General features: G+C 35.8%; 18 protein-coding genes. 12 read left to right on the plus strand and 6 right to left on the minus strand.

What is annotated here, in order from left to right:
• Positions 1-194: hypothetical protein (locus J3U57_RS12035; protein WP_267344899.1), on the minus strand; the 194-nt coding region annotated here is incomplete at its 3' end.
• A gap of 286 nt (positions 195-480) precedes the next feature.
• On the opposite strand from J3U57_RS12035, the gene purL reads away from it, so the two are divergent.
• A complete protein-coding gene (gene purL, locus J3U57_RS12040; protein ID WP_267344897.1) occupies positions 481-4,383 on the plus strand; it encodes a phosphoribosylformylglycinamidine synthase in 3,903 nt (1,300 codons plus the stop codon).
• A gap of 49 nt (positions 4,384-4,432) precedes the next feature.
• Here purL and J3U57_RS12045 read toward each other — a convergent pair whose 3' ends face one another.
• Entirely contained in the window at positions 4,433-5,518 is a 1,086-nt protein-coding gene (locus tag J3U57_RS12045; RefSeq protein ID WP_267333853.1) for a 3-deoxy-7-phosphoheptulonate synthase, read from the minus strand.
• Between the two features lie 318 nt (positions 5,519-5,836).
• Here J3U57_RS12045 and J3U57_RS12050 point away from each other — a divergent pair, with 318 nt between their 5' ends.
• Positions 5,837-6,757, plus strand: coding sequence for an FAD:protein FMN transferase (locus J3U57_RS12050; RefSeq protein ID WP_267333852.1), 921 nt, complete (start codon positions 5,837-5,839; stop codon positions 6,755-6,757).
• Between the two features lie 51 nt (positions 6,758-6,808).
• Here the strand turns inward: J3U57_RS12050 and J3U57_RS12055 are convergent, their stop codons facing one another.
• A complete protein-coding gene (locus J3U57_RS12055; RefSeq protein ID WP_267333851.1) occupies positions 6,809-7,735 on the minus strand; it encodes a LysR family transcriptional regulator in 927 nt (308 codons plus the stop codon).
• 242 nt (positions 7,736-7,977) lie between these two features.
• Between J3U57_RS12055 and J3U57_RS12060 the strand changes: the two genes are divergently transcribed.
• From J3U57_RS12060 to J3U57_RS12070, 3 genes are read left to right on the plus strand one after another with little or no spacing between them, the layout of a single operon-like run.
• Complete coding sequence (locus tag J3U57_RS12060; RefSeq protein ID WP_065798237.1) at positions 7,978-8,604, plus strand: NADPH-dependent FMN reductase; 627 nt, start codon at positions 7,978-7,980, stop codon at positions 8,602-8,604.
• Positions 8,601-11,057 carry a flavocytochrome c gene (locus tag J3U57_RS12065; protein ID WP_267344895.1) on the plus strand — a complete coding sequence of 819 codons (2,457 nt, stop codon included), beginning with the start codon at positions 8,601-8,603 and terminating at the stop codon, positions 11,055-11,057. The genes J3U57_RS12060 and J3U57_RS12065 overlap by 4 nt, the downstream gene beginning before the upstream one ends.
• A complete protein-coding gene (locus tag J3U57_RS12070; protein WP_267333849.1) occupies positions 11,041-12,267 on the plus strand; it encodes an OFA family MFS transporter in 1,227 nt (408 codons plus the stop codon). The genes J3U57_RS12065 and J3U57_RS12070 overlap by 17 nt, the downstream gene beginning before the upstream one ends.
• Positions 12,268-12,363: 96 nt before the next feature.
• Here the strand turns inward: J3U57_RS12070 and aroB are convergent, their stop codons facing one another.
• On the minus strand, positions 12,364-13,443 hold the full coding sequence (aroB, locus tag J3U57_RS12075) for a 3-dehydroquinate synthase (protein ID WP_267344893.1): 1,080 nt from the start codon (positions 13,441-13,443) through the stop codon (positions 12,364-12,366).
• A 120-nt stretch (positions 13,444-13,563) separates the two neighbouring features.
• Here aroB and J3U57_RS12080 point away from each other — a divergent pair, with 120 nt between their 5' ends.
• Entirely contained in the window at positions 13,564-15,192 is a 1,629-nt protein-coding gene (locus J3U57_RS12080) for an NAD+ synthase (RefSeq protein ID WP_267344891.1), read from the plus strand.
• Positions 15,193-15,194: 2 nt separating this feature from the next.
• Positions 15,195-15,533, plus strand: coding sequence for a nitrogen regulatory protein P-II (gene glnB / locus J3U57_RS12085; RefSeq protein ID WP_025314493.1), 339 nt, complete (start codon positions 15,195-15,197; stop codon positions 15,531-15,533).
• A gap of 6 nt (positions 15,534-15,539) precedes the next feature.
• On the opposite strand, the gene J3U57_RS12090 is transcribed toward glnB, so the two are convergent.
• Entirely contained in the window at positions 15,540-16,163 is a 624-nt protein-coding gene (locus tag J3U57_RS12090) for a hypothetical protein (RefSeq protein WP_267333845.1), read from the minus strand.
• Between the two features lie 340 nt (positions 16,164-16,503).
• Here J3U57_RS12090 and J3U57_RS12095 point away from each other — a divergent pair, with 340 nt between their 5' ends.
• Positions 16,504-17,118, plus strand: a complete 615-nt coding sequence (locus tag J3U57_RS12095; RefSeq protein WP_267344888.1) for a TfoX/Sxy family protein — start codon at positions 16,504-16,506, stop codon at positions 17,116-17,118.
• Between the two features lie 103 nt (positions 17,119-17,221).
• Here the strand turns inward: J3U57_RS12095 and rhlB are convergent, their stop codons facing one another.
• On the minus strand, positions 17,222-18,451 hold the full coding sequence (gene rhlB, locus J3U57_RS12100) for an ATP-dependent RNA helicase RhlB (RefSeq protein WP_267344886.1): 1,230 nt from the start codon (positions 18,449-18,451) through the stop codon (positions 17,222-17,224).
• A gap of 161 nt (positions 18,452-18,612) precedes the next feature.
• Here rhlB and trxA point away from each other — a divergent pair, with 161 nt between their 5' ends.
• The 4 genes from trxA to nrdD all read left to right on the plus strand — a co-directional run bounded on the left by trxA (position 18,613) and on the right by nrdD (position 24,661).
• A complete protein-coding gene (trxA, locus tag J3U57_RS12105; RefSeq protein ID WP_267333842.1) occupies positions 18,613-18,939 on the plus strand; it encodes a thioredoxin TrxA in 327 nt (108 codons plus the stop codon).
• A 365-nt stretch (positions 18,940-19,304) separates the two neighbouring features.
• Positions 19,305-20,567, plus strand: a complete 1,263-nt coding sequence (gene rho, locus J3U57_RS12110; protein WP_065617994.1) for a transcription termination factor Rho — start codon at positions 19,305-19,307, stop codon at positions 20,565-20,567.
• Between the two features lie 163 nt (positions 20,568-20,730).
• The gene (gene gndA, locus J3U57_RS12115; RefSeq protein ID WP_267333841.1) at positions 20,731-22,146 is read left to right on the plus strand and encodes an NADP-dependent phosphogluconate dehydrogenase; all 1,416 of its coding nucleotides are present in this window, start codon (positions 20,731-20,733) and stop codon (positions 22,144-22,146) included.
• 379 nt (positions 22,147-22,525) lie between these two features.
• Positions 22,526-24,661, plus strand: coding sequence for an anaerobic ribonucleoside-triphosphate reductase (nrdD, locus tag J3U57_RS12120; protein ID WP_267344884.1), 2,136 nt, complete (start codon positions 22,526-22,528; stop codon positions 24,659-24,661).
• Positions 24,662-24,667 lie beyond the last annotated feature (6 nt).

Here is a 24,667-nt window from a genome sequence, read left to right on the forward strand (position 1 = left end):
GAACTTGTAAAGGAAATGCGATAATGCCAGGGCTGGTTAAGGGCTTCATCACTGCTTACCTCTAATACCGATATTGCTGAGCCTAGTGCTTCAATTGTTAATGTGTAACGATTATGGCTAACATCTGATAACATGTTGTTAATGACAGCTTTTTCACCTAATGTGCTAATTAGGTTGCTGAGCGCCTTAGGCATAGTAGTATCCTTTTATTTCAAGTTAATCAACGTACTAACGTTTTATAAATTATTGTTTGTTGTTTTTTTCATCAAGAGCATAACAGATATTGCCATTTAGTAAAATTGTTTTTAGTTTGAACTAGTTGAATAATTGAATTTTATTTCGTGTTTTTTATGATGAAAGGCTAGTAGGTTTTACCAACAAAAAAAATTTTATACGCTATTTAAGATAGCCACTTGGGTTACTTTCTTTTATAATATTGCTCTATTTTTACTTATTTTTGGCTTAAAAAGAGTAATTTACATGAAAATCTTAGCTGGTTGTTCTGCTCTATCTGCATTTCGTATTAGTAAAATCTTATCAACTTGCCGTGAAACATCGATTCCTGTTATTAACTTAGAAGCGCAATACATTCACTTTATTGACTTGTTTGGTGATTTAACAGCGGATCAACAATCTACGCTCGAAAGTTTGTTGCAATATGGTTCTAAAAATGCCCAAATCGATATTCAAAATAAAGACAGTAAATTACTCTTTTTAGTTACACCTCGAGCCGGTACGATTTCGCCATGGTCATCAAAAGCAACTGATATTGCACATAATTGTGGTTTATCGCACATCCATCGCATTGAGCGAGGTATTGCTTATTATGTGCAAGTGAGTTCGGCGTTAACCGACATCCAAAAAAATGAGTTTGCAGCATTAATACATGATCGGATGATGGAATCGGTATTAACGAGTTTTGATCAAGCTGATCAACTATTTAAAATTGAACAACCCGCACCAGTTGTTACCATTGATTTGTTAGGGCAGGGGCGACAAGCTTTAGAGCAAGCCAATCTTAAATTGGGTTTAGCATTAGCATCGGATGAAATTGAATATTTAATCGAAAATTTTAAAAAGTTAAATCGTAATCCGACCGATATTGAACTTTATATGTTTGCACAAGCGAATTCTGAACATTGTCGACATAAAATTTTTAATGCTGATTGGGTTATAGATGGCAAAAAGCAGCCTAAATCGCTATTTAAAATGATCAAAAATACGTTTGAAAGCACACCTGATTATGTCTCCTCGGCTTATAAAGATAATGCAGCGGTGATGGATGGCTCTATGGTTGGACGTTTTTTTGCTGATAACGAAAATAAAACCTATAGCTATTCTCAAGAATATGCAGATATTTTGATGAAAGTTGAAACGCATAATCACCCAACAGCAATATCACCTTGGCCTGGAGCGGCAACCGGTAGTGGCGGTGAAATTCGAGATGAGGGTGCGACAGGGCGCGGCGCCAAACCAAAAGCAGGATTAGTTGGTTTTTCAGTATCAAATTTACGTATACCAGATTTTGTTCAACCTTGGGAATATGATTTTGGTAAGCCTGATCGTATCGTGAGTGCGCTTGATATTATGATTGACGGACCTTTAGGTGGGGCTGCTTTTAATAACGAATTTGGTCGTCCTGCTTTATTGGGCTATTTTCGTACTTATGAAGAAAAGGTAAATAGTTACAATGGTGAAGAGGTTAGAGGTTACCATAAACCCATTATGCTTGCGGGTGGAATAGGGAATATTCGTCGTGATCATATTCAAAAAGGTGAATTTCCGGTAGGTTCTAAATTGATTGTTTTAGGTGGACCTGCTATGAATATCGGATTAGGTGGCGGAGCCGCATCCTCAATGACATCCGGTCAATCTGATGCTGATCTGGATTTTGCTTCAGTACAACGTGATAACCCTGAAATGGAGCGTCGTTGTCAGGAAGTGATAGATCGCTGTTGGCAATTAGGCGATGACAACCCTATTTTATTTATTCATGATGTTGGGGCGGGTGGGTTATCTAATGCCATGCCGGAGCTTGTTAATGATGGTGGTTGTGGTGGTCAATTTGAATTGAGAAATATCTTAAACGATGAGCCTGGCATGTCACCGTTAGAAATTTGGTGTAATGAATCACAAGAACGTTATGTGCTAGCTATTCGCCCCGAAAGTTTGATGCTTTTTGATAAATTGTGTCAGCGAGAACGTGCGCCTTATGCTGTAATTGGTAGTGCAACGTTAAATAAAGCGTTGGTTTTGCATGATAATCACTTTAACAATAATCCTATTGATCTACCTTTAGATGTTCTTTTAGGTAAAACACCGAAAATGTTACGCGATGTAAAAACCTATCAAGCTCATGGTGATAATTTTTCAACCTCTGACATTAATTTATATGATGCGGTAAAACGTGTGTTACATTTACCAACAGTTGCTGAAAAAACATTTTTAATTACTATTGGTGATCGAACTGTCACGGGTATGGTGGCACGTGATCAGATGGTCGGTCCATGGCAAGTACCGGTGGCTGATTGTGCTGTTACCACAGCGAGTTTAGATAGTTATTATGGTGAAGCAATGTCAATTGGTGAACGTGCGCCAGTTGCATTACTCAACTTTGCCGCTTCAGCAAGGTTAGCTGTTGGTGAAGCGATTACCAATATTGCAGCAACGAATATTGGTGATATCAAACGAATTAAACTTTCGGCTAACTGGATGGCCGCTGCTGGTCACCCAGGCGAAGATGCCGGACTTTATCAAGCAGTGAAAGCTATTGGTGAAGAGTTATGCCCGGCTTTGGGACTTGCTATTCCTGTTGGAAAAGATTCCATGTCAATGAAAACCACTTGGCAGCAAGATGGTGAACAAAGATCGGTAACTTCGCCGTTATCATTGGTGATTTCGGCCTTTGCTCGGGTTGAAGATGTTCGCAAAACTGTTACACCTCAACTTTGTGTAGATCAAGATAATACATTATTATTTATCGATTTATCAAAAGGTCATCAGGCTCTTGGTGCGACAGCCCTTGCTCAAGTCTATCGCCATTTAGGTCAAAAAACGGCAGATGTTCATGATGCTAAAGCGTTGGCTGGTTTTTATCAAGCTATGCAAATGCTAGTGAATCAACATTTATTGCTTGCCTATCATGATCGTTCAGATGGCGGCTTAGTGGTTACCTTAGCTGAGATGGCTTTTGCTGGACATTGTGGTATAGATGTTGATATTTCGATGCTAGGTCATGATGTGATTGCCGCGCTGTTTAATGAGGAATTAGGTGCTGTTATTCAAATTGCAAATAGTCACTTAGATCAGGTAATGGCGTGCTTTAAGCAGTTTAATTTATCTCACTGCGTGCAAGTGCTTGGTAGTGCTAAAGTTGGGCAGCAGTTTATTATTCGAAATCAATCAGCAGTTGTTTTTAGTGAGTCACGTTTAACGTTAAGAACGTGGTGGGCAGAAACCACTTGGCAGATGCAACGCTTACGTGATAATCCGCTATGTGCCGATCAAGAACATCAGGCAAAACAAAATGAAAACGATCCGGGTCTAAATGTGTTATTAACATTCGATCCACAGCAAGATATAGCAGCCCCATTTATAGCCAAAGGTATAAAACCTAAAGTCGCTATTTTACGTGAACAAGGTGTAAATTCACATGTTGAGATGGCTGCCGCCTTTGATCGGGCTGGTTTTGCTGCAATCGATGTGCATATGACCGATTTACTTGCTGGTGACACCAGTTTAGATCAATTTAAAGCCGTTGTTGCTTGTGGTGGCTTCTCATATGGTGATGTGTTAGGGGCCGGTGAAGGCTGGGCTAAATCAGTGCTTTTTAATGAACGTGTTCGTCATGAGTTTGAACAGTTTTTTAATCGTAACGATACGCTATCTCTTGGTGTCTGTAATGGTTGTCAAATGATGTCTAATTTGAAAGATCTGATTCCAGGTGCTGAATTATGGCCACGTTTTGTGCGAAATTTATCAGAACGCTTTGAAGCGCGCTTTAGTTTAGTGCAGATTCAGCAAAGCCCTTCTTTATTCTTTACTGATATGGCGGGTTGTCATATGCCAATTGCAGTTTCACATGGGGAAGGACAGGTTGAAGTTAATGACGAAAATCATCTAACTCATTTAGAGGCAGCCAAACTTGTTGCTGTGCGTTATATTGACCACTTTGGTCAAGTTACCCAGCAATATCCGGCTAATCCAAATGGTTCACCTAATGGTATTACTGCTGTGACATCTAAAGATGGACGCGCAACAATTATGATGCCGCATCCAGAGCGGGTATTTAGAACGGTAAGTAATTCATGGCACCCTAATAATTGGGGGGAAGATAGCCCATGGATGCGGATATTCCGTAACGCTCGTCGGCAATTAGGTTAACATAAAAATTATCGCCGATAAAAGTCGGCGATAATGTGTTTTCAACCAATTAAGCGGTTATTGGTTGTTGTTGTCTTTTTAATAAAGGCTCAGCTAACAAGCTATTCATTTTTCGTAATAACTCATCAGTGCTGTCCCAGTTAATACAAGCATCAGTAACCGATACACCATATTTAAAGTTTTCTTTTGGTTGTTCTGACGATTGATTACCTTCAAATAAGTTACTTTCAATCATAACCCCAATAATTGAATTATTACCGTTCTCAATTTGCTCAATAATTGAATTAGCTACAATTGGTTGATTACGATAATCTTTATTGGAATTAGCGTGGCTACAATCAATCATTAAATTTGGTACTAAACCGGCTTTTTTCATTTGAATTTCACATAATGATACGTTTTGAGCATCATAGTTTGGCGTTTTTCCACCACGTAAAATAACATGCCCGTGTGGATTACCCATTGTCTGTAGGACAGTAACTTGCCCTTGTTGATTGATACCAACAAAACGATGTGCCATAGACGCTGATTTCATCGCATTGATTGCAACATCTAAACTGCCATCTGTTCCATTTTTAAAACCAACTGGCATCGATAATCCAGAAGCCATTTCTCGATGTGTTTGTGATTCAGTGGTTCTTGCACCGATAGCAGACCAACTAATTAAGTCACCGATATACTGTGGAGTGTTAGGATCTAAAGCTTCTGTTGCCATTGGCAAGCCAATTTGCGCGATATCCAGTAATAATTTTCGTGCTTTTTTTAGACCATATTCAATATCAAATGAACTATCCATATGTGGATCGTTGATCATGCCTTTCCAACCAACGGTGGTTCTTGGTTTTTCAAAATAAACACGCATCACAATAAATAGATTATCTTTTACTTCATCTGAAAGTTTTTTTAATCGATGCGCATACTCAATTGCAGCATCGGTATCATGAATTGAGCAAGGGCCACAAACAACAAGTAGCCGGTGATCGCGGCGTTCTAAAATATCAACGACTGTTTGTCTAGATAAACTAATTTGTTTTTCTAACTCACTTGATAATGGATAAAGTTTTTTTATTTCATCAGGTGTAATGAGCATGTGTTCATCTCGAATTCGAACATTATTCAGTGTGTCTTTTAACATTGTATTTTCCTAGTTAAAATCATTTAAACTTTTTTGTAAAAAAAATATTACAATTAACGGTTAATATGTAAACACAAAATTACATTATAGTAAATGATATTTTGTGAATTTTACAAAGATAATAATTTAATGTTGGTATAATCGATATTTTTTTGATTTTTTCTATACCAGAAAAGCTATTTTACACTTTATTGTAATGAAATATTTACACTTTATATGTTTGAAATGATTTATTATTAACAAGTCTTTGGTGATGGCTAGATTTTCCTATTTTATCATTGTAAGGTATTAAGATATTAATTTTAGGAACAAAGCAAAATGAACCAAGGTAAGCGCTTGCTTAATTTGATGGGCACGAAGATTCAAATATGGCTAGAACATGATGAGGTTGAACACTTATTGAATCAAGCTCAAAAAATGTTAATCGACTACGAACAGCGCTTTAGTGCTAATCGCTTAGATTCTCAATTAATGCAGGTTAATCTTAATGCGGGTATTAAACCCGTAAAACTGCAATCTGATCTTTTTAGATTAATAAAAATAGGCAAAACTCAGAGTTTAGCAAAAAATAGTTTTTTAAATATTGCAATAGGACCACTTATTCAAGCGTGGCGGGTTGGCTTTAGTGATGCTAGATATCCTTCTGTTTCAGAAATCAATCAACTTTTAACACTCATTAACCCTAATGATATTCTTTTAGATGAAGATAATTCATCTGTGTTGTTAAAGCATTCTGGAATGGCAATCGATTTAGGTGCGTTAGCCAAAGGTTATTTTGCTGATAAAGTTATTGAATTTTTTAAACAACAAAATGCTCACGCAGCGTATATTGATTTAGGTGGAAATGTATTAACATTTGGGGCGTGTCCTTTTCATGATGATGGATATTGGCGAGTAGGCATTCAAAATCCCTTCTTAACCAGAGGCAATGTGATTACTGTTTTGAAGATTCAAAATCAATCAGTGGTGACTTCTGGTATCTATGAAAGAACATTTAACTATAATGGTAAAACCTATCATCATATTTTTGATAGTCAAACAGGTTATCCAGTTGAAACCGATATTGAAAGTATTACTATTGTGACTGAGCATGCTATAGATGGCGAAATATGGACTACACAATTATATGGTTATTCTGCTCAACAGGTAATTAAGCAAATAAATAAAATTGACCATATCGAAGGGATAGTTATCACCAAAAATCATGAATATGCTAGTTCTAATGGTCTATTGATCTAGGTATTTATATGATGTTACCGCGTTAACACTCGTTTGGTTTTCATCTTTGTATTATTGATTAAAGGAAGAGACGAAAAGGTTGACGAATTCTTTTTCAGCTACGCTAAGCATTTTATTTGCTGAATATGCAATGAAATAACTTAACGAGATGAATTCTAATGGTAGGGGGATCAAATTATATGCTAAATCGCCAGTTTTTCCGCAGATATTGACACTTTCCGGAATAAACGTCACCCCCATTCCTTTTTTTGCTAATTCGACAAGAGTAAAAATGTTACTGCTTTCAAGTACGATATCGGGTTTAATCTTATATTTTGCAATGAGGTATTCAATTTGTTGTCGTATACCTGAACCGTGAGACGTTAGAATAAGTTTTTCTTGCAATAATTTTTTTATAAAAGAATGATTACATTCAATATTACTTGTTTTTTTTCGATAAAGTTTAGAACTTTCTGGTATAAGTGCATAATAATGATGTTTACCACATTTATGACTAATTAAATTTGGGGATATTGTTTCAGGATTTTGCCCAATAAAAAAATCGAGAGTTTGGTTAATGGTTTTTTCTTCACTGTTTTTGGGCATATATTCATGTAATTCGATTTTAATATTGGGATATTTTTGCATAAAAGCAGGTAGAACTAGAGGTAATAAGTAGGTTCCTAAGCTTGGCAATACACCGATTTGAATTGCTGTGTAGTTAGTATCAGTATATTTTTGGATTTTTTTTCTAAACTGTTCCTGTTTGTTGACTAACGACGTGAGATATTCATAATAAATTTTTCCCGCTTCGGTTAACTGTAATGGGACGGTTTGTCGATTGATGATTTCAATACCTAGTTCATTTTCAATTTTTTTTATGGTTTGTGTTAGGTAAGATTGCGAGATATAAAGGTTTTGTGCTGCTTTGGTATAATTACCATGCTTAACTAAAACATCAATATATTGCAGCATTATTAGTGAATTAATTTTAGCCATTCCGCTTGTTTTCATCCTTTTTAAGATTATAACAAATTAGTTATAACCCCATAATTAATCAGCTATTTCACAAATATTTTTTTCTATTTTACACTAGATAACAAATCATATTGCACAATAATTAACATAATTAATAGAACAAGAATTTATTTTACCATTTTGTGTGATTAGCTAAAGAATTTGTATTACGAAAATTAAATATTAACAAAATTGTGCCGCAAGGTACTAAGTGAGGTTTTAAAGTGAAATTTGTTGCTATAGTCGGAACGAATTCTGATCGTTCTACTAATAGAAAATTACTGCATTTTATGCGAACGCATTTTGCCGAAAAAGCAGAAATTGAGGTCTGTGAAATTAAATCATTACCAGCATTTAATGAACCTAAGGATAAAACTCCGCCAGCAGCAGTAAAAGAGCTATCGGATAAAATACTAGCCGCAGATGGTGTGATTATTGCTACTCCCGAATATGATCATTCCATTACCGCTGCGTTGAAAAGTGTTATTGAGTGGTTGTCTTATACTACCCGCCCACTGATTAATAAATGTGTAATGATTGTCGGTGCTTCACATGGTATGTTGGGGTCATCAAGGGCTCAGGCTCATTTACGCCAAATTTTGGATGCACCAGAATTAAAAGCACGAATTATGCCAAGCTCGGAGTTTTTATTAGGGCAGTCGTTACAGGCTTTTGATGATCAAGGTAATCTTGTTTATGCTGATAAAGTCAAAGAGTTAGATGAATGCTTTGATGAATTTTTATTATTTGTGTCCATTACTAATCAATTACTCAAAACAGCAAAAATTAATACAGATCAAAATAAAAAATTTAGTTGGAAACAGGCCGCAGAAGAAGGAGCATCGTTATGAAATTTATTGGTATAGTAGGAACAAATGCTCAAGAATCTTATAACCGCATGTTATTGCAATTTATGCAAAAACATTTTAGTCATAAAGCCGAAATTGAAATATTAGAGTTGACCGATGTTCCAATGTTTAATGAGTCAGATGACCAATCTAATAGTCCTATCATTCAGAATTTTAATAATAAAATTATTCAAGCAGATGGTGTTATTCTTGCCACGCCAGAGCATAATCACTCAATTCCATCGGCCTTAAAAAGTATCATTGAATGGTTGTCATTTAATTTGCATCCGTTTGATGGTAAACCGGTTATGATTGTTGGTGCATCTTATGATGTACAAGGCTCTTCTCGAGCACAATTACATTTACGTCAAATCCTTGATGCGCCAGGGGTTAATGCAACAGTTATGCCGGGCTCTGAATTTTTACTGGGTCGAGCCCATCAAGCTTTTGATGAGCAAGGTAATCTTAAATCAGAACGAACAGTCGATTTTTTAGAAAGCTGTTTTTTACGTTTTTTGCGATTTACTCAAGTTGTCAATTTACTTAATGTGCCGGAAGAAATCTCGTATGAACCAGGTAAATATTGTGTAACAGCACCGGGTCATAATGGCGATTTACCTATGGTTGTTACTTTATCAACTGACCGCATTGAATCGATTGATATTGATACCGAAGGCGAGTCAGAAGGTATTGCTGACGTTGTGTTTAAACGTATTCCATCTCAAATCCTTGAAGGTCAGACACTGAATGTCGATTTGATTTCTGGTGCATCGGTTACAAGTAATGGTGTTATTGATGGTGTGGCAAAAGCCATTAAAATGGCAGGTGCTAATCCTGATGTATTAAGGAAAAGACCAAAAGCACCAAGCGCGCTTGATAATAGTGATGCGCAATATGTAACAGATGTCGTTGTGGTTGGTGCTGGTGGTGCAGGATTATCAGCCGCGGCAAGTATTTTACAAGAAGGCAAGCGCGTTGTCGTTCTTGAAAAATTTCCAGCCGTTGGTGGGAATACTGTCCGTACTGGTGGTCCAATGAATGCCGCCAATCCTAAATGGCAAAATACTTTCGATGCTATCGCGGGCGAAAGCCATACTTTATCTGAAATAGTAGCAATTGATGAGTCCGTGATTGATCCTGAATATTTGCAAGATTTTAGAAGCTTAAAACAGCAAATTAATGATTATTTATCAGAAAATAAAGGCAAAACCGGTTACCTATTTGATTCGGCACTACTTCATCGTATTCAAACCTATCTTGGCGGTAAGCGTACCGACCAATTAGGAAATGTAATTTATGGACAATATGATCTGGTTAAAATCTTGACTGATGAGGCGCTAGAATCGGTTAAATGGCTTGAAAATATTGGTGTTGAATTTGATAAACATGATGTCACTATGCCAGTAGGGGCTTTATGGCGTCGAGGTCATAAACCGTTAAAAAGTGAAGGTTATGCTTATGTTTCTGCATTGCAAAAATATGTAGAAGATAAGGGAGGAATTATCATAACCGATACGGCTGTTAAATCGTTAATTGTTGAAGATGGGCATGTGTCTGGGGTAATTGGACAAGGTTTAAATGGTAAAAAAGTTACCGTTAAAGCCGATGCTGTCATTTTGGCATCGGGTGGTTTTGGTGCTAATACCAAAATGCTCAAAGAGTATAACACTTATTGGACTGAAATTGATGACAATATTAAAACCTCTAATTCTCCGGCAATCACTGGTGATGGTATTTTGTTAGGACAAAGTGTTGGTGCGGATCTGGTTGGTATGGGCTTTTCACAAATGATGCCTGTTTCTGACCCAGAGACTGGGGCATTATTTAGTGGGTTACAAGTTCCACCACAAAATTTCATTATGGTTAACAAGCAAGGAAAACGTTTTGTTAATGAATATGGCAGCCGAGACAAACTTACACAAGCCGCTATTGATAATGGTGGATTATTTTATTTAATAGCTGATGAAGAAATCAAAAAGACGGCTTACAACACATCACAAGAAAAAATTGATAAGCAAATTGCGGCTGGTACGCTATTTTGTGCAGACACTTTAGAAGAATTGGCCGAAAAACTGGGAATGGATGCTGATATTTTTAAACAAACGATTGCCAACTATAATGCGTATGCTGATGCTGGGTATGATCCTGAATTTGGTAAAGATGTATTTGATTTGAAAGTAGAAGTCGCTCCATTTTATGCAACACCAAGAAAACCAGCGGTGCATCATACAATGGGTGGACTAAAAATCGATACACAAACCCATGTTTTGGATAAATCAGGACAAAAAATTTCTGGCTTATATGCGGCAGGAGAAGTAGCAGGGGGTATCCATGCGGGTAATAGATTGGGTGGTAATTCACTAACCGATATTTTTACCTTTGGACGAATTGCGGGAAAAACTGCTTTGAAAGATATCAAGTCAAGAATGGAGTCTGGACATGGAACAACAAACTAGAAATCTCAATCGATGGCTTGTACTGATAGCATCAACATCAATCTTGCTTTGTACTGGTGCGATTTATGCTTTTAGTGTTTTTGCCGGTCCTTTAAGTGCCGCTAAAAATTGGAGTATGTCAGAGGTGATGACAGCGTTTGCTATTAATTCAGCTGTTGGCCCAATTCCTATGATTTTAGGTGGCTTTTTAACGGATAGAGGATTAGCTAAATGGTCTAGTGTTTTAGGTGGTTTGCTGTTTGGACTAGGCTTTTTTCTGACGGGTTATGTGACCAGTCCACTAATGCTTTATGTGACTTATGGCTTATTAAGTGGCTTTGGTCAAGGGCTTGCTTATTCGGGCTGTTTAAGTAATACCATTAAATTATTTCCTGATAAAAAAGGTCTTGCTTCAGGTATCATTACAGCAGGTATGGGGGGCGCCGCAATTATATCAGCACCAATCGGTAACCATTTGATTGAGCGTTTTGATGTGCTATATGCTTTCCAAATTCTAGGTTGTACCTATATAGCTGTGGTTATTGTTGCCAGTTTCTTTATAAAGGTAGCACCCGCTAATTATCAACCGCAAGGTTGGACTCAAGCACACAGCCAACAAAATGCGCCTATTGTTAACAAAAATTGGCAACAAATGCTACAAACGCCATATTTTTACCTCATATTTTTTATGTTAGGTACTGGTGCATTTTCTGGGTTGATGATAGCTTCGAATGCATCGAGTATTGGGCAAAACATGTTTGGGCTATCTTCTGTGGCAGCAGCATTTTATGTCAGTTTATATTCATTAAGTAATTGTGCTGGGCGAGTTGTTTGGGGAACGGTATCGGATAAACTTGGTCGTAATCGAACATTAGATATTATCTTTTCGGTAATTATTTTGGCTTTTATGGCATTTTTATTTATTCCAACACAAGCCGGATTTGCAATAGGAATTATCGCGCTTGGTTTATGCTTTGGTGGTGTGATGGGCGTGTTCCCACCAATGGTTATGGAAAATTATGGACCGATTCACCAAGGTGTTAACTATGGTATTATTTTTGTGGGTTATTCTTCAGCGGCATTTTTTGCACCAAAATTAACGGCGGATATCCTTATCAATAATAATGGCAGTTATACTTACGCATTTTATATTGCGATCGCTGTAGCCTTTGTTGGCTTAGTGTTAAACATGATTTATAAATTTACTAAACAAAGACAATCGAACAATTAATAATAAGTTCGCATTTAAGCTAAAGGAGCCAGATTTCTGTGCTCCTTATTTTGTATACTTAACTACCAATCTAATAATTCACTATTATATACATTATTATGTTCGTTCTATCGACTCAAGGACGATGTTTTTATCAATGCCATCAAGCACTTCAACTTGTCCAATTTGTTTCGGAATAACCAGCCTGAGTTTGCCTGATAAAACTTTTTTATCGCGTAACATGTGAGGAATATAAGCATCACTTGTCATTTGAGATGGCCGGGTAACTGGAAGTTTTGCTCTAATAAGCAGTGTTTTAATACGATCAATATCAGCGGTTGTAAATTTACCCAACAGTTTAGCTGTTTGAGCAGCCATCAACATACCAACACTGACAGCCTCACCATGTAACCAATTACCATAACCTAATTCTGCTTCGATGGCATGACCATAAGTATGACCCAGATTTAAAATTGCACGCATATCTTGTTCAGTTTCGTCGGCCGCAACTACCTGTGCTTTGAGTTCGCAGCAGCGATAAATGCAATAACTGAGTGCTTCGACATCTAATTTAAGTAACTGGTCAATGTGCAATTCTAACCAATTAAAAAAATCAGCATCCATAATAATGCCATATTTTATGACTTCGGCCAGACCTGCTGATAATTCACGCTGTGGTAACGTTTTTAAACAATTGAGATCGATAACCACTGATTGAGGTTGATAAAATGCGCCAATCATATTTTTACCAAGAGGGTGATTAATGGCGGTTTTACCACCAACAGACGAGTCCACTTGCGAAAGTAAAGTTGTGGGCACCTGTATAAATTTAATTCCTCGTTGATACGCTGATGCCGCAAATCCAGCGACATCACCAATAACACCACCACCTAATGCAATTAGTCTGGAATTGCGCGTATGATTATTGGCAAGCAAAGCGGTAAGAATTTTATTCCATGTTTCCATGGTTTTATATTGTTCACCATCAGGCAAAATGACAGAATCAGTTTTTATACCGTTGTCTTCAAGCATATGAATTAAAGTTTGTAAATATAGTGGAGCAATGGTGTCATTGGTTGCGATTAATACACGTTGACCTGGCTGGAGTTTGAAATGTTTAAATTGAGTTAAAAGATTTTCGCCAATAGTAATAGGATAACTACGTTTTGCTAGCGCCACATTTAAAATTTTTTGCATAATAATACCCAGACAAGTCAAAGCTAATTTATTGTTGCATGTTAGCGATAAAAAAGTAGCAGTGCAACTTAGAATCATTTAAACTTATCGCCAATTTTGTTTAGTAATATTAAATTTAATATGTCAATATCTCTTGTTTTAGCTCAAAAAAATTGGCGCGTAGGCGATATAGAAGGCAATGCTCAAAAAATTATTGAATTAATCAATAGCCATGTATCTTGTGATCTTATTATCTTTTCAGAATTAGCGTTATGTGGTTATCCACCTGAAGATCTTATCTTTCGTTCAGATTTTAAACAACGTTGCCAAAAAGCTCTATCAAATATCCAACAAGCTAGCACAAAATGTGCTGTGATTGTTGGTCATCCTGATTGGCAAGGTGATAAAATTTATAACTCACTTTCGTTTTTTGCCGAAGGAAAATTGTTATCAAGTTATCATAAACAGTTGCTTCCTAATTATGATGTATTTGATGAAAAACGTTACTTTACTGCTGGAACACAAACTTGTGTAGTGCAATTTAAAGGTCAAAAAATAGGCTTATTAATTTGTGAAGATCTTTGGCAAAATCAACCTATTGATGATATCAAACAAGCACAAGCCGATTTTGTTATCACTATCAACGCTTCACCTTATGATTACCAAAAACAAAAGCAACGACAAGATTTAATTAAAGCACATGCTACTCGTACTCAATTACCGATTATTTATGTTAATCAGGTAGGGGGGCAAGATGAGCTGATATTTGACGGTGATTCTTTTGTCTGTAATGAGTATGGCGATATCATTTGCCAATTGAAATCCTTTCAAGAGCAAGTCGCCTTTTTTGCGTTTTCTTCTAATTACCCATCTCAACAAGTTGAGATAACAGAACAATCTCAATTAGCATCGGTATATGATGCATTAGTTTTGGCAACCCGTGATTATATTACTAAAAATGGTTTTCAAGGGGCGGTATTGGGACTATCTGGTGGGATCGATTCTGCTTTGACGCTTGCTATTGCCGTTGATGCACTCGGTAAAGATAAAGTACAAGCCGTCATGATGCCATTTCGATATACGGCCGATATTAGTATTGCTGATGCTAAAGAAGAGGCTGAAATATTAGGTGTTGAATTTGATATTATCTCGATTGAACCCATGTTTGATGCATTTATGTCTTCATTAACTCCCTTATTTGCAGGAACACAAAAAGATACTACCGAAGAAAATCTGCAAGCACGTTGTCGAGGTGTTATTTTAATGGCACTTTCTAACAAACGTCGAAGACTGGTTTTAACTACTGGCAATAAAAGTGAAATGTCGGTTGGTTATGCAACGCTTTATGGTGATATGGCAGGTGGGTTTGACGTACTTAAAGATGTGCCTAAAACGATGGTGTTTGCATTATCTCAATTCCGCAATACACGTTCTTATGTTATTCCTGACAGAGTTATTACTCGTCCACCTTCAGCGGAGCTTGCACCCGATCAGAAAGATGAAGACAGTTTACCGCCATATGAAATTTTGGATGGCATATTAAAAGGTTATGTTGAGCAAGATCTTACCGTTTTACAACTTAAGTCACAAGGGTATGAAGAGCAAACCATAAGACAGGTAATTAAACTGGTTGATATAAATGAATATAAAAGACGTCAAGCAGCTGTCGGTCCTAAAATTACAACGCGCAACTTTGGAAAAGGCAGACGCTATCCAATTACTTCTGCTTTTGGATTTAACAATTGGCCATCGGCAATTAAGGGCAAATAGATATGAAAAAAATAGAAGCTATCATCAAACCATTTAAACTAGATGATATTCGTGAGGCACTAGCTGATCAAGGTATTACGGGGATGACCGTGACTGAGGTTAAAGGCTTTGGTCGTCAAAAAGGCCATACTGAGCTTTATCGTGGCGCTGAATACATGGTGGACTTTTTACCCAAAGTAAAAATCGAACTGGTTGTATCAGATGATATTTTAGAAATGTGCATTGAAACCATTATGAAAACAGCGCAAACAGGCAAAATTGGTGACGGTAAAATTTTTGTCTATAATGTAGAACAAGTTATCCGTATTCGTACTGGTGAGATGGATGATTCTGCAATTTAATTGAGATTATTTGATATCAGGTCGCTCTTGTTTGAGTAATTCATTAGTCACAATGCCCTGCATAGAACAAATAAGCAGATTCATATTTGTGCCTTTTTCAATTAAGAGTAATTTTTCTGTTGTATCCGGTGCTGGAATTGTTTTTACACCAACTACAGTACCGGTGTTTTCTTTCCATACATGAACATCATCATTAATGTTACGAATCATTGGATTGGCGATGTACAGTAAGTCATCTTCCATATCTTTCCAATTGATAAAATTTAATGTCTCTTTTATTTGATTTATATCGTTATCAATAATAAAACCCCAAAAATAATATTTTCCTATTTTGCCTAAATCCATCGCACTATCATAATAACCTTTAATTGTTAGATTGTTATAGTGGATAGGGGTTTGAAAATAAACATAATTTTTATTAGTGTCACTGCGATTTTCAACGGGAATAAAGGCCTGATTATTATTGATTACATTGACATTTGTTACTTTTAGTAACTCATCTTTATTATCATATATAGCTTTGAAAAAATTGGTATTACAGAGAGATAATGACTCTATTAATGGTAATTTATCGGCTGATGCGACAAAAGAACAAACTATTAGTATTACTGTAATAACGCTTTTGATCATGTTGGTTGGAGTTGACAAAAAATAAAAATTATTAAGTTAAGTTGCCTTGATTGTATAATTTTTAAAGAATAATAACAATGTTAATCCCCCTTTTCTTTTTTAAAGAATTATTAAGATTGGTGAATACTTAACCTTTATTAAAGGTATTGAGTAAATCTAACAATATAATTATATATTTTATCAAGCAATAATCTTATTTATCTTTATTTATGGAAGACTGATCCCAAAATGATGAATTTATTTGAAAAATAGTTTGAGTATTAGAAAAATTACTATAATTTTATTTGAGCAGTAAGTTGTTTATGTTATTCAGTCAATTAATTTTAAATGGAAATAAATTATGAGTTCAACATTTGCAAATAAAATACTAGAAGATTTTTCTTGCTTTGAGGATATTTCAATCAAAACATTTTTTGGTGGATTTAGTATCAATAGCAAAGGAGTCATGTTTGGATGGATTGGTAAAGGTGAGCTATATTTAAGGGGGCATGATCACTATCGTTCAGTTTTTATTGATTTGGATATGCCCACATTAACACTACCAACCGCAATGTCTAGAAAATCACTTGATTATTATAAAGTGAGTGATGAATTGTTAAAACATCCTAATAAGCTTCACGCTATGGTCAAAATGGTCATTGAATATGCTATTTTAGAACATAGTGAGAAAATTCAATTAAAAAATCAGCAAATTAAGACTTTACCTAATATCAACTTATCTTTGGAAAAACTATTATTTAGCGTTGGTATAACCAATATAGAAATATTTAATAAAGTTGGTTATCTGGAGGCTTTTTACCGAATTAAGAGTATAAAATCGACTATTTCGGACAATGTTCTATTTGTTTTGTATAGTGCATTAAATTATTGCCATGTAGAAGTATTATCTAAATCGACAAAAACTGATATTGAAGTTGCATATCAAGATTTTTTAGACAATATATCGGATAATTAAGTTGTAAACTTTTATCTATTATTATGATTATCAGTCAACCATGAAAATAACAGTTATCCTGAAATCAATTCATGTTAGGATAACTGTTTTTTTGTAAATATTGTTATGAAGACGTTCTACGACGTGATGTTCGTTTAAATGGCTTTGGTGTAGGTAAATTCGTTAATAGTGCTGTTGGATCGTATTGGCTAACAGGAATAGCATGATCAATCGCTTTTTCGATAGCGGGTAAATTTTGTGAGTAACGTTCACAAGCAAGTGAAATAGAATAACCTTCTGCACCAGCACGACCAGTACGCCCGATTCTATGTCTGTAATCATCACAGTCATCGGGTAAGTCGTAATTAAAAACATGTGTTACATGAGGAATATGTAAACCTCGCGCAGCCACATCTGTTGCCACTAAAATATCTAAATCGCCTTGCGTAAATTGTTCAAGAATCGATAAACGTTTCTTTTGTGCAATATCACCAGTTAATAATCCAACTCGATGGCCATCTGCAACTAAATGGCGCCATATTTTTTCACACGCAACTTTGGTATTGGCAAACACAATACAGCGATCTGGCCACTCTTCTTCTATTAGTGTTTGTAACAGCGCTAATTTATCTTCATTCGATGGGAAAAATAGTTCTTCTTTTATACGATGACCAATTTTTTGTTCTGGTTCCACTTCAACATATTGTGGATTATTCATATGCTCAAATGCTAATTCACGGACATTATGCGTCAGTGTTGCAGAAAATAGCATAGTTAATCGTTTTTGTGGTGGCGTCATGTGTCTAAAAATCCAACGAACATCCCGAATAAATCCTAAGTCAAACATACGGTCAGCTTCATCTAAAACAACAACTTGTATTGACTCAAGATTTATATAATTTTGTTTAGCATAATCGATCAAACGACCTGTCGTTGCGATGAGAATATCGACGCCAGCTGATAACATTTTTAATTGTTTATCATAACCATCACCACCAAATGCTAAACCTAGTTTTAGACCTGTTTGTTCTGATAATACTTGAGCATCATGATAGATTTGCACAACGAGTTCGCGAGTTGGCGCGATAATGATTGCTCGAGGTTGGTTGGTTTGATGATCAGGTAATGGTTGATGATTCAATAAATAATTAAACGTTGAGGCTAAAAACGCGATGGTTTTTCCTGTCCCTGTTTGTCCCTGCCCAGCAATATCAATTCCTTTTGTGGTTAACGGTAACGTCTTTTCTTGAATTGGCGTACAATAAGTAAAGTCATTTTGATCAAGGGCTTTTAGTACTAATGGATGTAAAGGAAACTGACTAAAAGTCGTTTTGGTGAGATAGGATTGAATCATTATGGTTTCAAAGTTAATTATCAAAGTTTTTTAATTATAACATATTAGTCATACTGACATCACTAATAATTATCTCCTATTATAATAATTACTAGCGCGTGCTTTGAAAATATTTTAACATTTAAAACCATAAAAATTATATTATTATTGGAGATAATAAAATGAGTCATAATATTGTTGCGTTAACTGAAGCAAGTTTTGAGAAAACCATTAACGAAGCAACTAAACCCGTACTAGTTGATTTTTGGGCTGAATGGTGTGGTCCTTGTAAAATGGTTGCGCCTATTTTAGAAGAAATAGCTCAAGAATATAGTGATCGTATCGTTATTGCTAAACTAAATGTTGAAGAAAATCCTAATATAGCACCTAAGTTTGGTATTCGTGGCATTCCTACATTACTCATTTTCAAAAATGGTGAAGTTGTTTCAACACAAGTTGGCGCGTTATCTAAAGCCCAATTGAAAAGTTTTATTGAAGCACAACTGTAATAGTTGTGATTGCTGCCCTCACAAAATCAATAAAAAACAGTAATAAGCGTAATAAAAATTACGCTTATTACTGCTTAAATCAAGTGCGTTGTTATATTCAATAACATAATTAAATATAGACAGACTACCTTTTTTAGTGTAAATTGCTAACTTCTTACGAAAGCTCCTTTCTGCAATCCATTGTTTTTATTGATTAAGTGGGTGAACAGTCTATATTTAAACGCATAATTATCATTGAAAACTTAGTAATTCATTGCGTTTGTATATTGTAAGAAAGAGATTTTTTTATTAATAAATGAAAGAAATATACAAAAATAGCAGTAATTGCAAACATATCAATTTTATCCTCAAGAATTTTTAAAATTATGAATTTAACTGAATTAAAAAACACTTCTGTTTCCGAGCTTGTAACGCTTGGCGAAAAAACAATGGGTCTTGAAAATCTTGCTCGCCTTAGAAAACAAGACATTATTTTTGCTATTTTAAAACAGCATGCCAAAAGTGGTGAAGATATCTTTGGTGACGGTGTGCTTGAAATTTTGCAAGATGGATTTGGCTTTTTACGTTCTGCTGATAGTTCGTATTTAGCGGGTCCTGATGATATTTATGTTTCACCTAGTCAAATCAGACGATTTAACTTGCGGACGGGTGATACAATTGCCGGTAAAATAAGACCGCCTAAAGAAGGTGAACGTTATTTTGCTTTATTAAAAGTTAATGAAGTTAATCATGATAAACCTGAAGATGCCCGCAATAAAATCCTCTTTGAAAACTTAACTCCGCTTCACCCAAATTCTCGATTACGTATGGAACGAGGTAATGGTTCAACAGAAGATATCACAGCAAGAGTACTTGATTTAGCATCACCTATCGGTAAAGGTCAACGTGGTTTGATTGTTGCTCCACCGAAAGCAGGTAAAACCATGCTTCTGCAAAATATCGCACAAAGTTTAGCGGTAAATCATCCTGAATGTGAGTTAGTTGTCTTGATGATTGATGAACGTCCTGAAGAAGTTACCGAGATGCAACGTTTAGTTAAAGGTGAAGTGGTTGCTTCAACTTTTGATGAACCAGCAGCAAGACATGTTCAAGTTGCGGAAATGGTAATTGAACGAGCAAAACGTTTAGTTGAACATAAAAAAGATGTGATTATTCTATTAGACTCAATTACTCGTTTGGCGCGTGCTTACAATACTGTTATTCCTTCATCGGGCAAAGTATTAACAGGTGGTGTGGATGCAAATGCTTTACATCGCCCTAAACGCTTTTTTGGTGCAGCACGTAATGTAGAAGAGGGTGGTAGCTTAACCATTATTGCAACAGCATTAATTGATACCGGTTCAAAAATGGACGAAGTTATTTACGAGGAGTTTAAAGGTACCGGTAATATGGAAGTACACTTATCTCGTAAGATTGCTGAGCGTCGTGTTTTCCCTGCTATTGATTTTAATCGTTCAGGTACACGTAAAGAAGATTTAATGACTTCGCCTGATGAACTACAAAAAATGTGGATTCTACGTAAGATCTTAAACCCAATGGGTGAAATTGATGCGATGGAATTTTTAATTGATAAATTAGCGATGACCAAAACCAATGACGAGTTTTTTGAAATGATGAAACGCTCATGATTTTGGGAATCAATTAGCTTAGTCAAAAATAAAATAGCCGTATTATATCTTGATACGGTTTTTTTATGGCAAAATATAAGATAATTTATAAAACCCGTTTAAGTTTTAAGTTGTAAAAACCTTATTATCAAGGTCATGTGAGATTATATAAAGGAGCCAAATCATGTCTAAACAACAAATCGGTGTTATTGGAATGGCAGTAATGGGGCGAAATCTTGCTCTTAATATTGAAAGCCGTGGATATACTGTCGCGATTTATAATCGCTCTAAAGATAAAACCGAGCAAGTGATGGCTGAACATCCCGATAAACAATTGGTTCCCCATTTTACGATTGAAGATTTTGTTGCTTCATTAGAAAAACCGCGCCGTATTCTGATAATGGTACAAGCAGGTAAAGGAACGGATGCCGTAATTGATGAGCTACGCCCCCTGTTAGATAAAGGCGACATTATTATTGATGGTGGTAATGCCTATTTTGAAGATACCATCCGTCGCAATAAAATGCTTTCAGATGAGGGTTTTAATTTTATTGGTACTGGTGTTTCTGGTGGTGAGGAAGGAGCACTTAAAGGACCATCTATTATGCCTGGTGGTCAAAAAGAAGCCTATGATTTAGTTGCACCAATATTAGAGAAAATCGCAGCCAAAGCTGACGGTGAACCATGTGTTACTTATATTGGACCCGATGGCGCAGGCCATTATGTGAAAATGGCTCACAATGGTATTGAGTATGGTGATATGCAGCTAATTGCTGAAAGCTATTCAGTATTAAAACATGTGGTCGGATTAGATAATGAGCAATTATCAAGTGTGTTTACTGACTGGAATAAGGGCGAGTTAAATAGTTATTTAATTGAAATTACTGCTGATATTTTTAAATATAAGGATGAACAAGGTCAATATCTGATAGATGTGATTTTAGATGCAGCAGGTAATAAAGGAACCGGTAAATGGACCAGTCAAAGTGCATTAGATTTAGGTGAGCCTTTATCATTGATTACTGAATCAGTATTTGCCCGTTACATTTCGGCTATTAAAGATCAGCGTGTTGCTGCGGCAAAAGTTTTAAAAGGGCCACAACAAGTGACTTATACTGGTGATAAAAAAGAATTAATTGAGAAGGTTCGCAAAGCACTTTATATGGGAAAAATTATCTCTTATGCTCAAGGTTTTGCACAACTCAAAGCTGCATCAACTCATTATAATTGGCAGTTAAATTTTGGTGAAATTGCTAAAATATTTAGAGCAGGATGCATTATTCGTGCACAATTTTTACAAAAAATTACTGATGCTTACGCAGACAATAATGATATAGATAATTTGTTATTAACACCTTATTTTTCTCAAACAGCTCAAGCTTATCAGCAAGCATTACGTGATGTGGTTTGTTTAGCCGTTCAACAAGGTATTGCAGTGCCAACGCTTTCTGCTGCTATTGCTTATTACGATAGTTATCGTTCGCCTGTTTTACCAGCGAATTTAATTCAAGCACAACGAGATTATTTTGGTGCGCATACCTATAAACGTTTAGACAAGGAAGGTGTATTTCACACTGATTGGTTAAATATTGAATCGTAATTGGTCGTAATACTGTTACATCTATTTTTTAGTTAGAGTGTAAGTATACCTTCCGCTCTAACTAAAAAATTCTTTGAATCCGCCCCGCTTTATTAAGCTCATTTCTATTATTAAAAATAAAAACCGTTGCGTGCATTAATCTTAGGCTTGTCAAGCAATTTTATTTTTTTTAAATTGTAGAAAAACACAATATATGGTGTATAATCATAATATATTTACTATATATAGTATCAGTCAAGCGATGTGAAAATTCCGGCGTATATCAAATTAAGTCTAATATTCTAATAAAGATTTAAGAAATCCCGATAATTATAATGAGTATTAACATTGATATATGACCCATTAACCGCTAATAAACCATGAATATTGAGGAGTATATATGCCCGTAGTCATCAAACGTGATGGTTGTCAAACCGCATTTAATGAAGGTCGGATTAAAGATGCCATAGTTAAAGCAGCTGTTGCTGCTAATGTGAATGATCCTGATTATTGTGCTGCTGTTGCTCGCGTTGTGACTAATCAAATGACAGAACGTGAAAGTGTTGATATTAACGAAATTCAAAATGCGGTTGAAAATCAGTTAATGTCAGGACCTTATAAAAAACTGGCAAGGACTTATATTGAATATCGACATGATCGTGACCGAGCGCGAGACCAACGTAGTCGTTTGACTCAAGATATTCGCGGCTTAATTGAACAGAGTAATGTTGCAATTTTGAACGAAAATGCTAATAAAGATAGTAAAGTTATTCCAACACAACGCGATTTGTTAGCCGGTATTGTAGCAAGGCATTATGCTAAACAATACTTATTACCAAAAGAAATATCACGCGCTCATGATTGTGGCGAGATTCATTATCATGATTTAGATTATGCACCATTTTTTCCTATGTTTAACTGTATGTTAATTGATTTAGATGGTATGTTGACCAATGGCTTTAAAATGGGTAACGCTGAAATTGAGCCACCAAAGTCGATTGCAACAGCGACAGCGGTCACCGCACAAATAATTGCACAAGTTGCGAGCCATATTTATGGTGGTACAACTATTAATCGTATCGATGAAGTGCTAGCGAAATTTGTTACCATTAGTTATCAAAAACATAAACAAATCGCTCAAGAGTGGGATATACCTAATCCAGAGGCATATGCAGAAAGCCGTACTCAAAAAGAGTGTTATGATGCGTTTCAATCTTTAGAGTATGAAGTTAATACTTTACATACTGCTAATGGCCAAACTCCTTTTGTTACTTTTGGTTTTGGTTTAGGAACAAGTTGGGAATCACGTTTAATTCAAGAATCTATTCTAAAAGTTCGCATTAAGGGGTTAGGTAAAAATCATAAAACAGCAGTTTTCCCAAAATTGGTGTTTGCCATCAAAGATGGTATTAATCACAAGCAAGGCGATATTAATTACGATATCAAAGCGCTAGCGTTAGAGTGCGCAAGTAAACGTATGTATCCTGATATCTTGAATTACGATAAAGTGGTTGAGGTTACTGGATCATTTAAAACCCCAATGGGATGTCGAAGCTTTTTAGGTGTTTATGAAGAAGATGGTGAGCAAATTCACGATGGACGTAATAATCTTGGCGTGATTAGTTTGAATCTGCCGCGTATTGCCATTGAAGCCCAAGGTGATGAATCTCGTTTCTGGCAAATTTTAGATAAGCGTTTAGAATTATGTAAAGAAGCCTTAATGACACGTATTGCTCGTCTTGAAGGGGTAAAAGCTCGCGTCGCACCTATTTTATATATGGAAGGGGCTTGTGGTGTGAGATTAAAAGAAAATGATAGTGTTTGTGAAATATTCAAAAATGGTCGAGCTTCGATTTCTTTAGGCTATATCGGTATTCACGAAACATTAAATGCACTTTATGGAAATAAAACGCATCCATTTGACAATGATACATTGCGCGAAAAAGGCGTAGCTATTGTTCAGCGTTTACGACAAGCCGTGGAACAGTGGAAAGCTGAAACGGGTTATGGATTTAGTTTGTATAGTACGCCAAGCGAAAACCTTTGTGATCGTTTTTGTCGACTTGATACGGCTGAATTTGGTGTTATTCCAGGGGTAACAGACAAAGGTTATTATACAAATAGTTTTCATTTAGATGTAGAGAAGAAAGTTAATCCATACGAAAAAATAGAATTTGAAAAGCCTTATCCTGAAGTAGCTAATGGCGGTTTCATTTGTTATGGTGAATATCCTAACATGATTAATAATGTTAAAGCATTGGAGGATGTTTGGGATTATAGTTATAGTCGAGTTCCTTATTATGGGACTAACACCCCGATTGATGAGTGCTATGAGTGTGGCTACACTGGTGAATTTTCGTGTACAAGTAAAGGTTTTGTTTGTCCAAGTTGTGGTAATCATGATTCGTCAAAAGTCTCAGTTACTCGCCGAGTTTGTGGCTATTTAGGTAGTCCTGATGCTCGTCCATTTAATGCCGGTAAACAAGAGGAAGTAAAACGACGAGTTAAACATTTAAACAATGGTCAAATTGGATAATGTTAA

This window comes from Gilliamella sp. B3464 (genome assembly GCF_026536145.1).
Taxonomy (GTDB): Bacteria; Pseudomonadota; Gammaproteobacteria; order Enterobacterales; family Orbaceae; genus Gilliamella.

Coding starts and splice junctions, on each gene's coding strand:
- purL (WP_267344897.1), top strand. CDS start 481: ATGAAAATCTTAGCTGGTTGTTCTGCTCTATCTGCATTTCGTATTAGT.
- J3U57_RS12045 (WP_267333853.1), bottom strand. CDS start 5,518: ATGTTAAAAGACACACTGAATAATGTTCGAATTCGAGATGAACACATG.
- J3U57_RS12050 (WP_267333852.1), top strand. CDS start 5,837: ATGAACCAAGGTAAGCGCTTGCTTAATTTGATGGGCACGAAGATTCAA.
- J3U57_RS12055 (WP_267333851.1), bottom strand. CDS start 7,735: ATGGCTAAAATTAATTCACTAATAATGCTGCAATATATTGATGTTTTA.
- J3U57_RS12065 (WP_267344895.1), top strand. CDS start 8,601: ATGAAATTTATTGGTATAGTAGGAACAAATGCTCAAGAATCTTATAAC.
- J3U57_RS12070 (WP_267333849.1), top strand. CDS start 11,041: ATGGAACAACAAACTAGAAATCTCAATCGATGGCTTGTACTGATAGCA.
- aroB (WP_267344893.1), bottom strand. CDS start 13,443: ATGCAAAAAATTTTAAATGTGGCGCTAGCAAAACGTAGTTATCCTATT.
- J3U57_RS12080 (WP_267344891.1), top strand. CDS start 13,564: ATGTCAATATCTCTTGTTTTAGCTCAAAAAAATTGGCGCGTAGGCGAT.
- glnB (WP_025314493.1), top strand. CDS start 15,195: ATGAAAAAAATAGAAGCTATCATCAAACCATTTAAACTAGATGATATT.
- J3U57_RS12090 (WP_267333845.1), bottom strand. CDS start 16,163: ATGATCAAAAGCGTTATTACAGTAATACTAATAGTTTGTTCTTTTGTC.
- J3U57_RS12095 (WP_267344888.1), top strand. CDS start 16,504: ATGAGTTCAACATTTGCAAATAAAATACTAGAAGATTTTTCTTGCTTT.
- rhlB (WP_267344886.1), bottom strand. CDS start 18,451: ATGATTCAATCCTATCTCACCAAAACGACTTTTAGTCAGTTTCCTTTA.
- trxA (WP_267333842.1), top strand. CDS start 18,613: ATGAGTCATAATATTGTTGCGTTAACTGAAGCAAGTTTTGAGAAAACC.
- rho (WP_065617994.1), top strand. CDS start 19,305: ATGAATTTAACTGAATTAAAAAACACTTCTGTTTCCGAGCTTGTAACG.
- gndA (WP_267333841.1), top strand. CDS start 20,731: ATGTCTAAACAACAAATCGGTGTTATTGGAATGGCAGTAATGGGGCGA.
- nrdD (WP_267344884.1), top strand. CDS start 22,526: ATGCCCGTAGTCATCAAACGTGATGGTTGTCAAACCGCATTTAATGAA.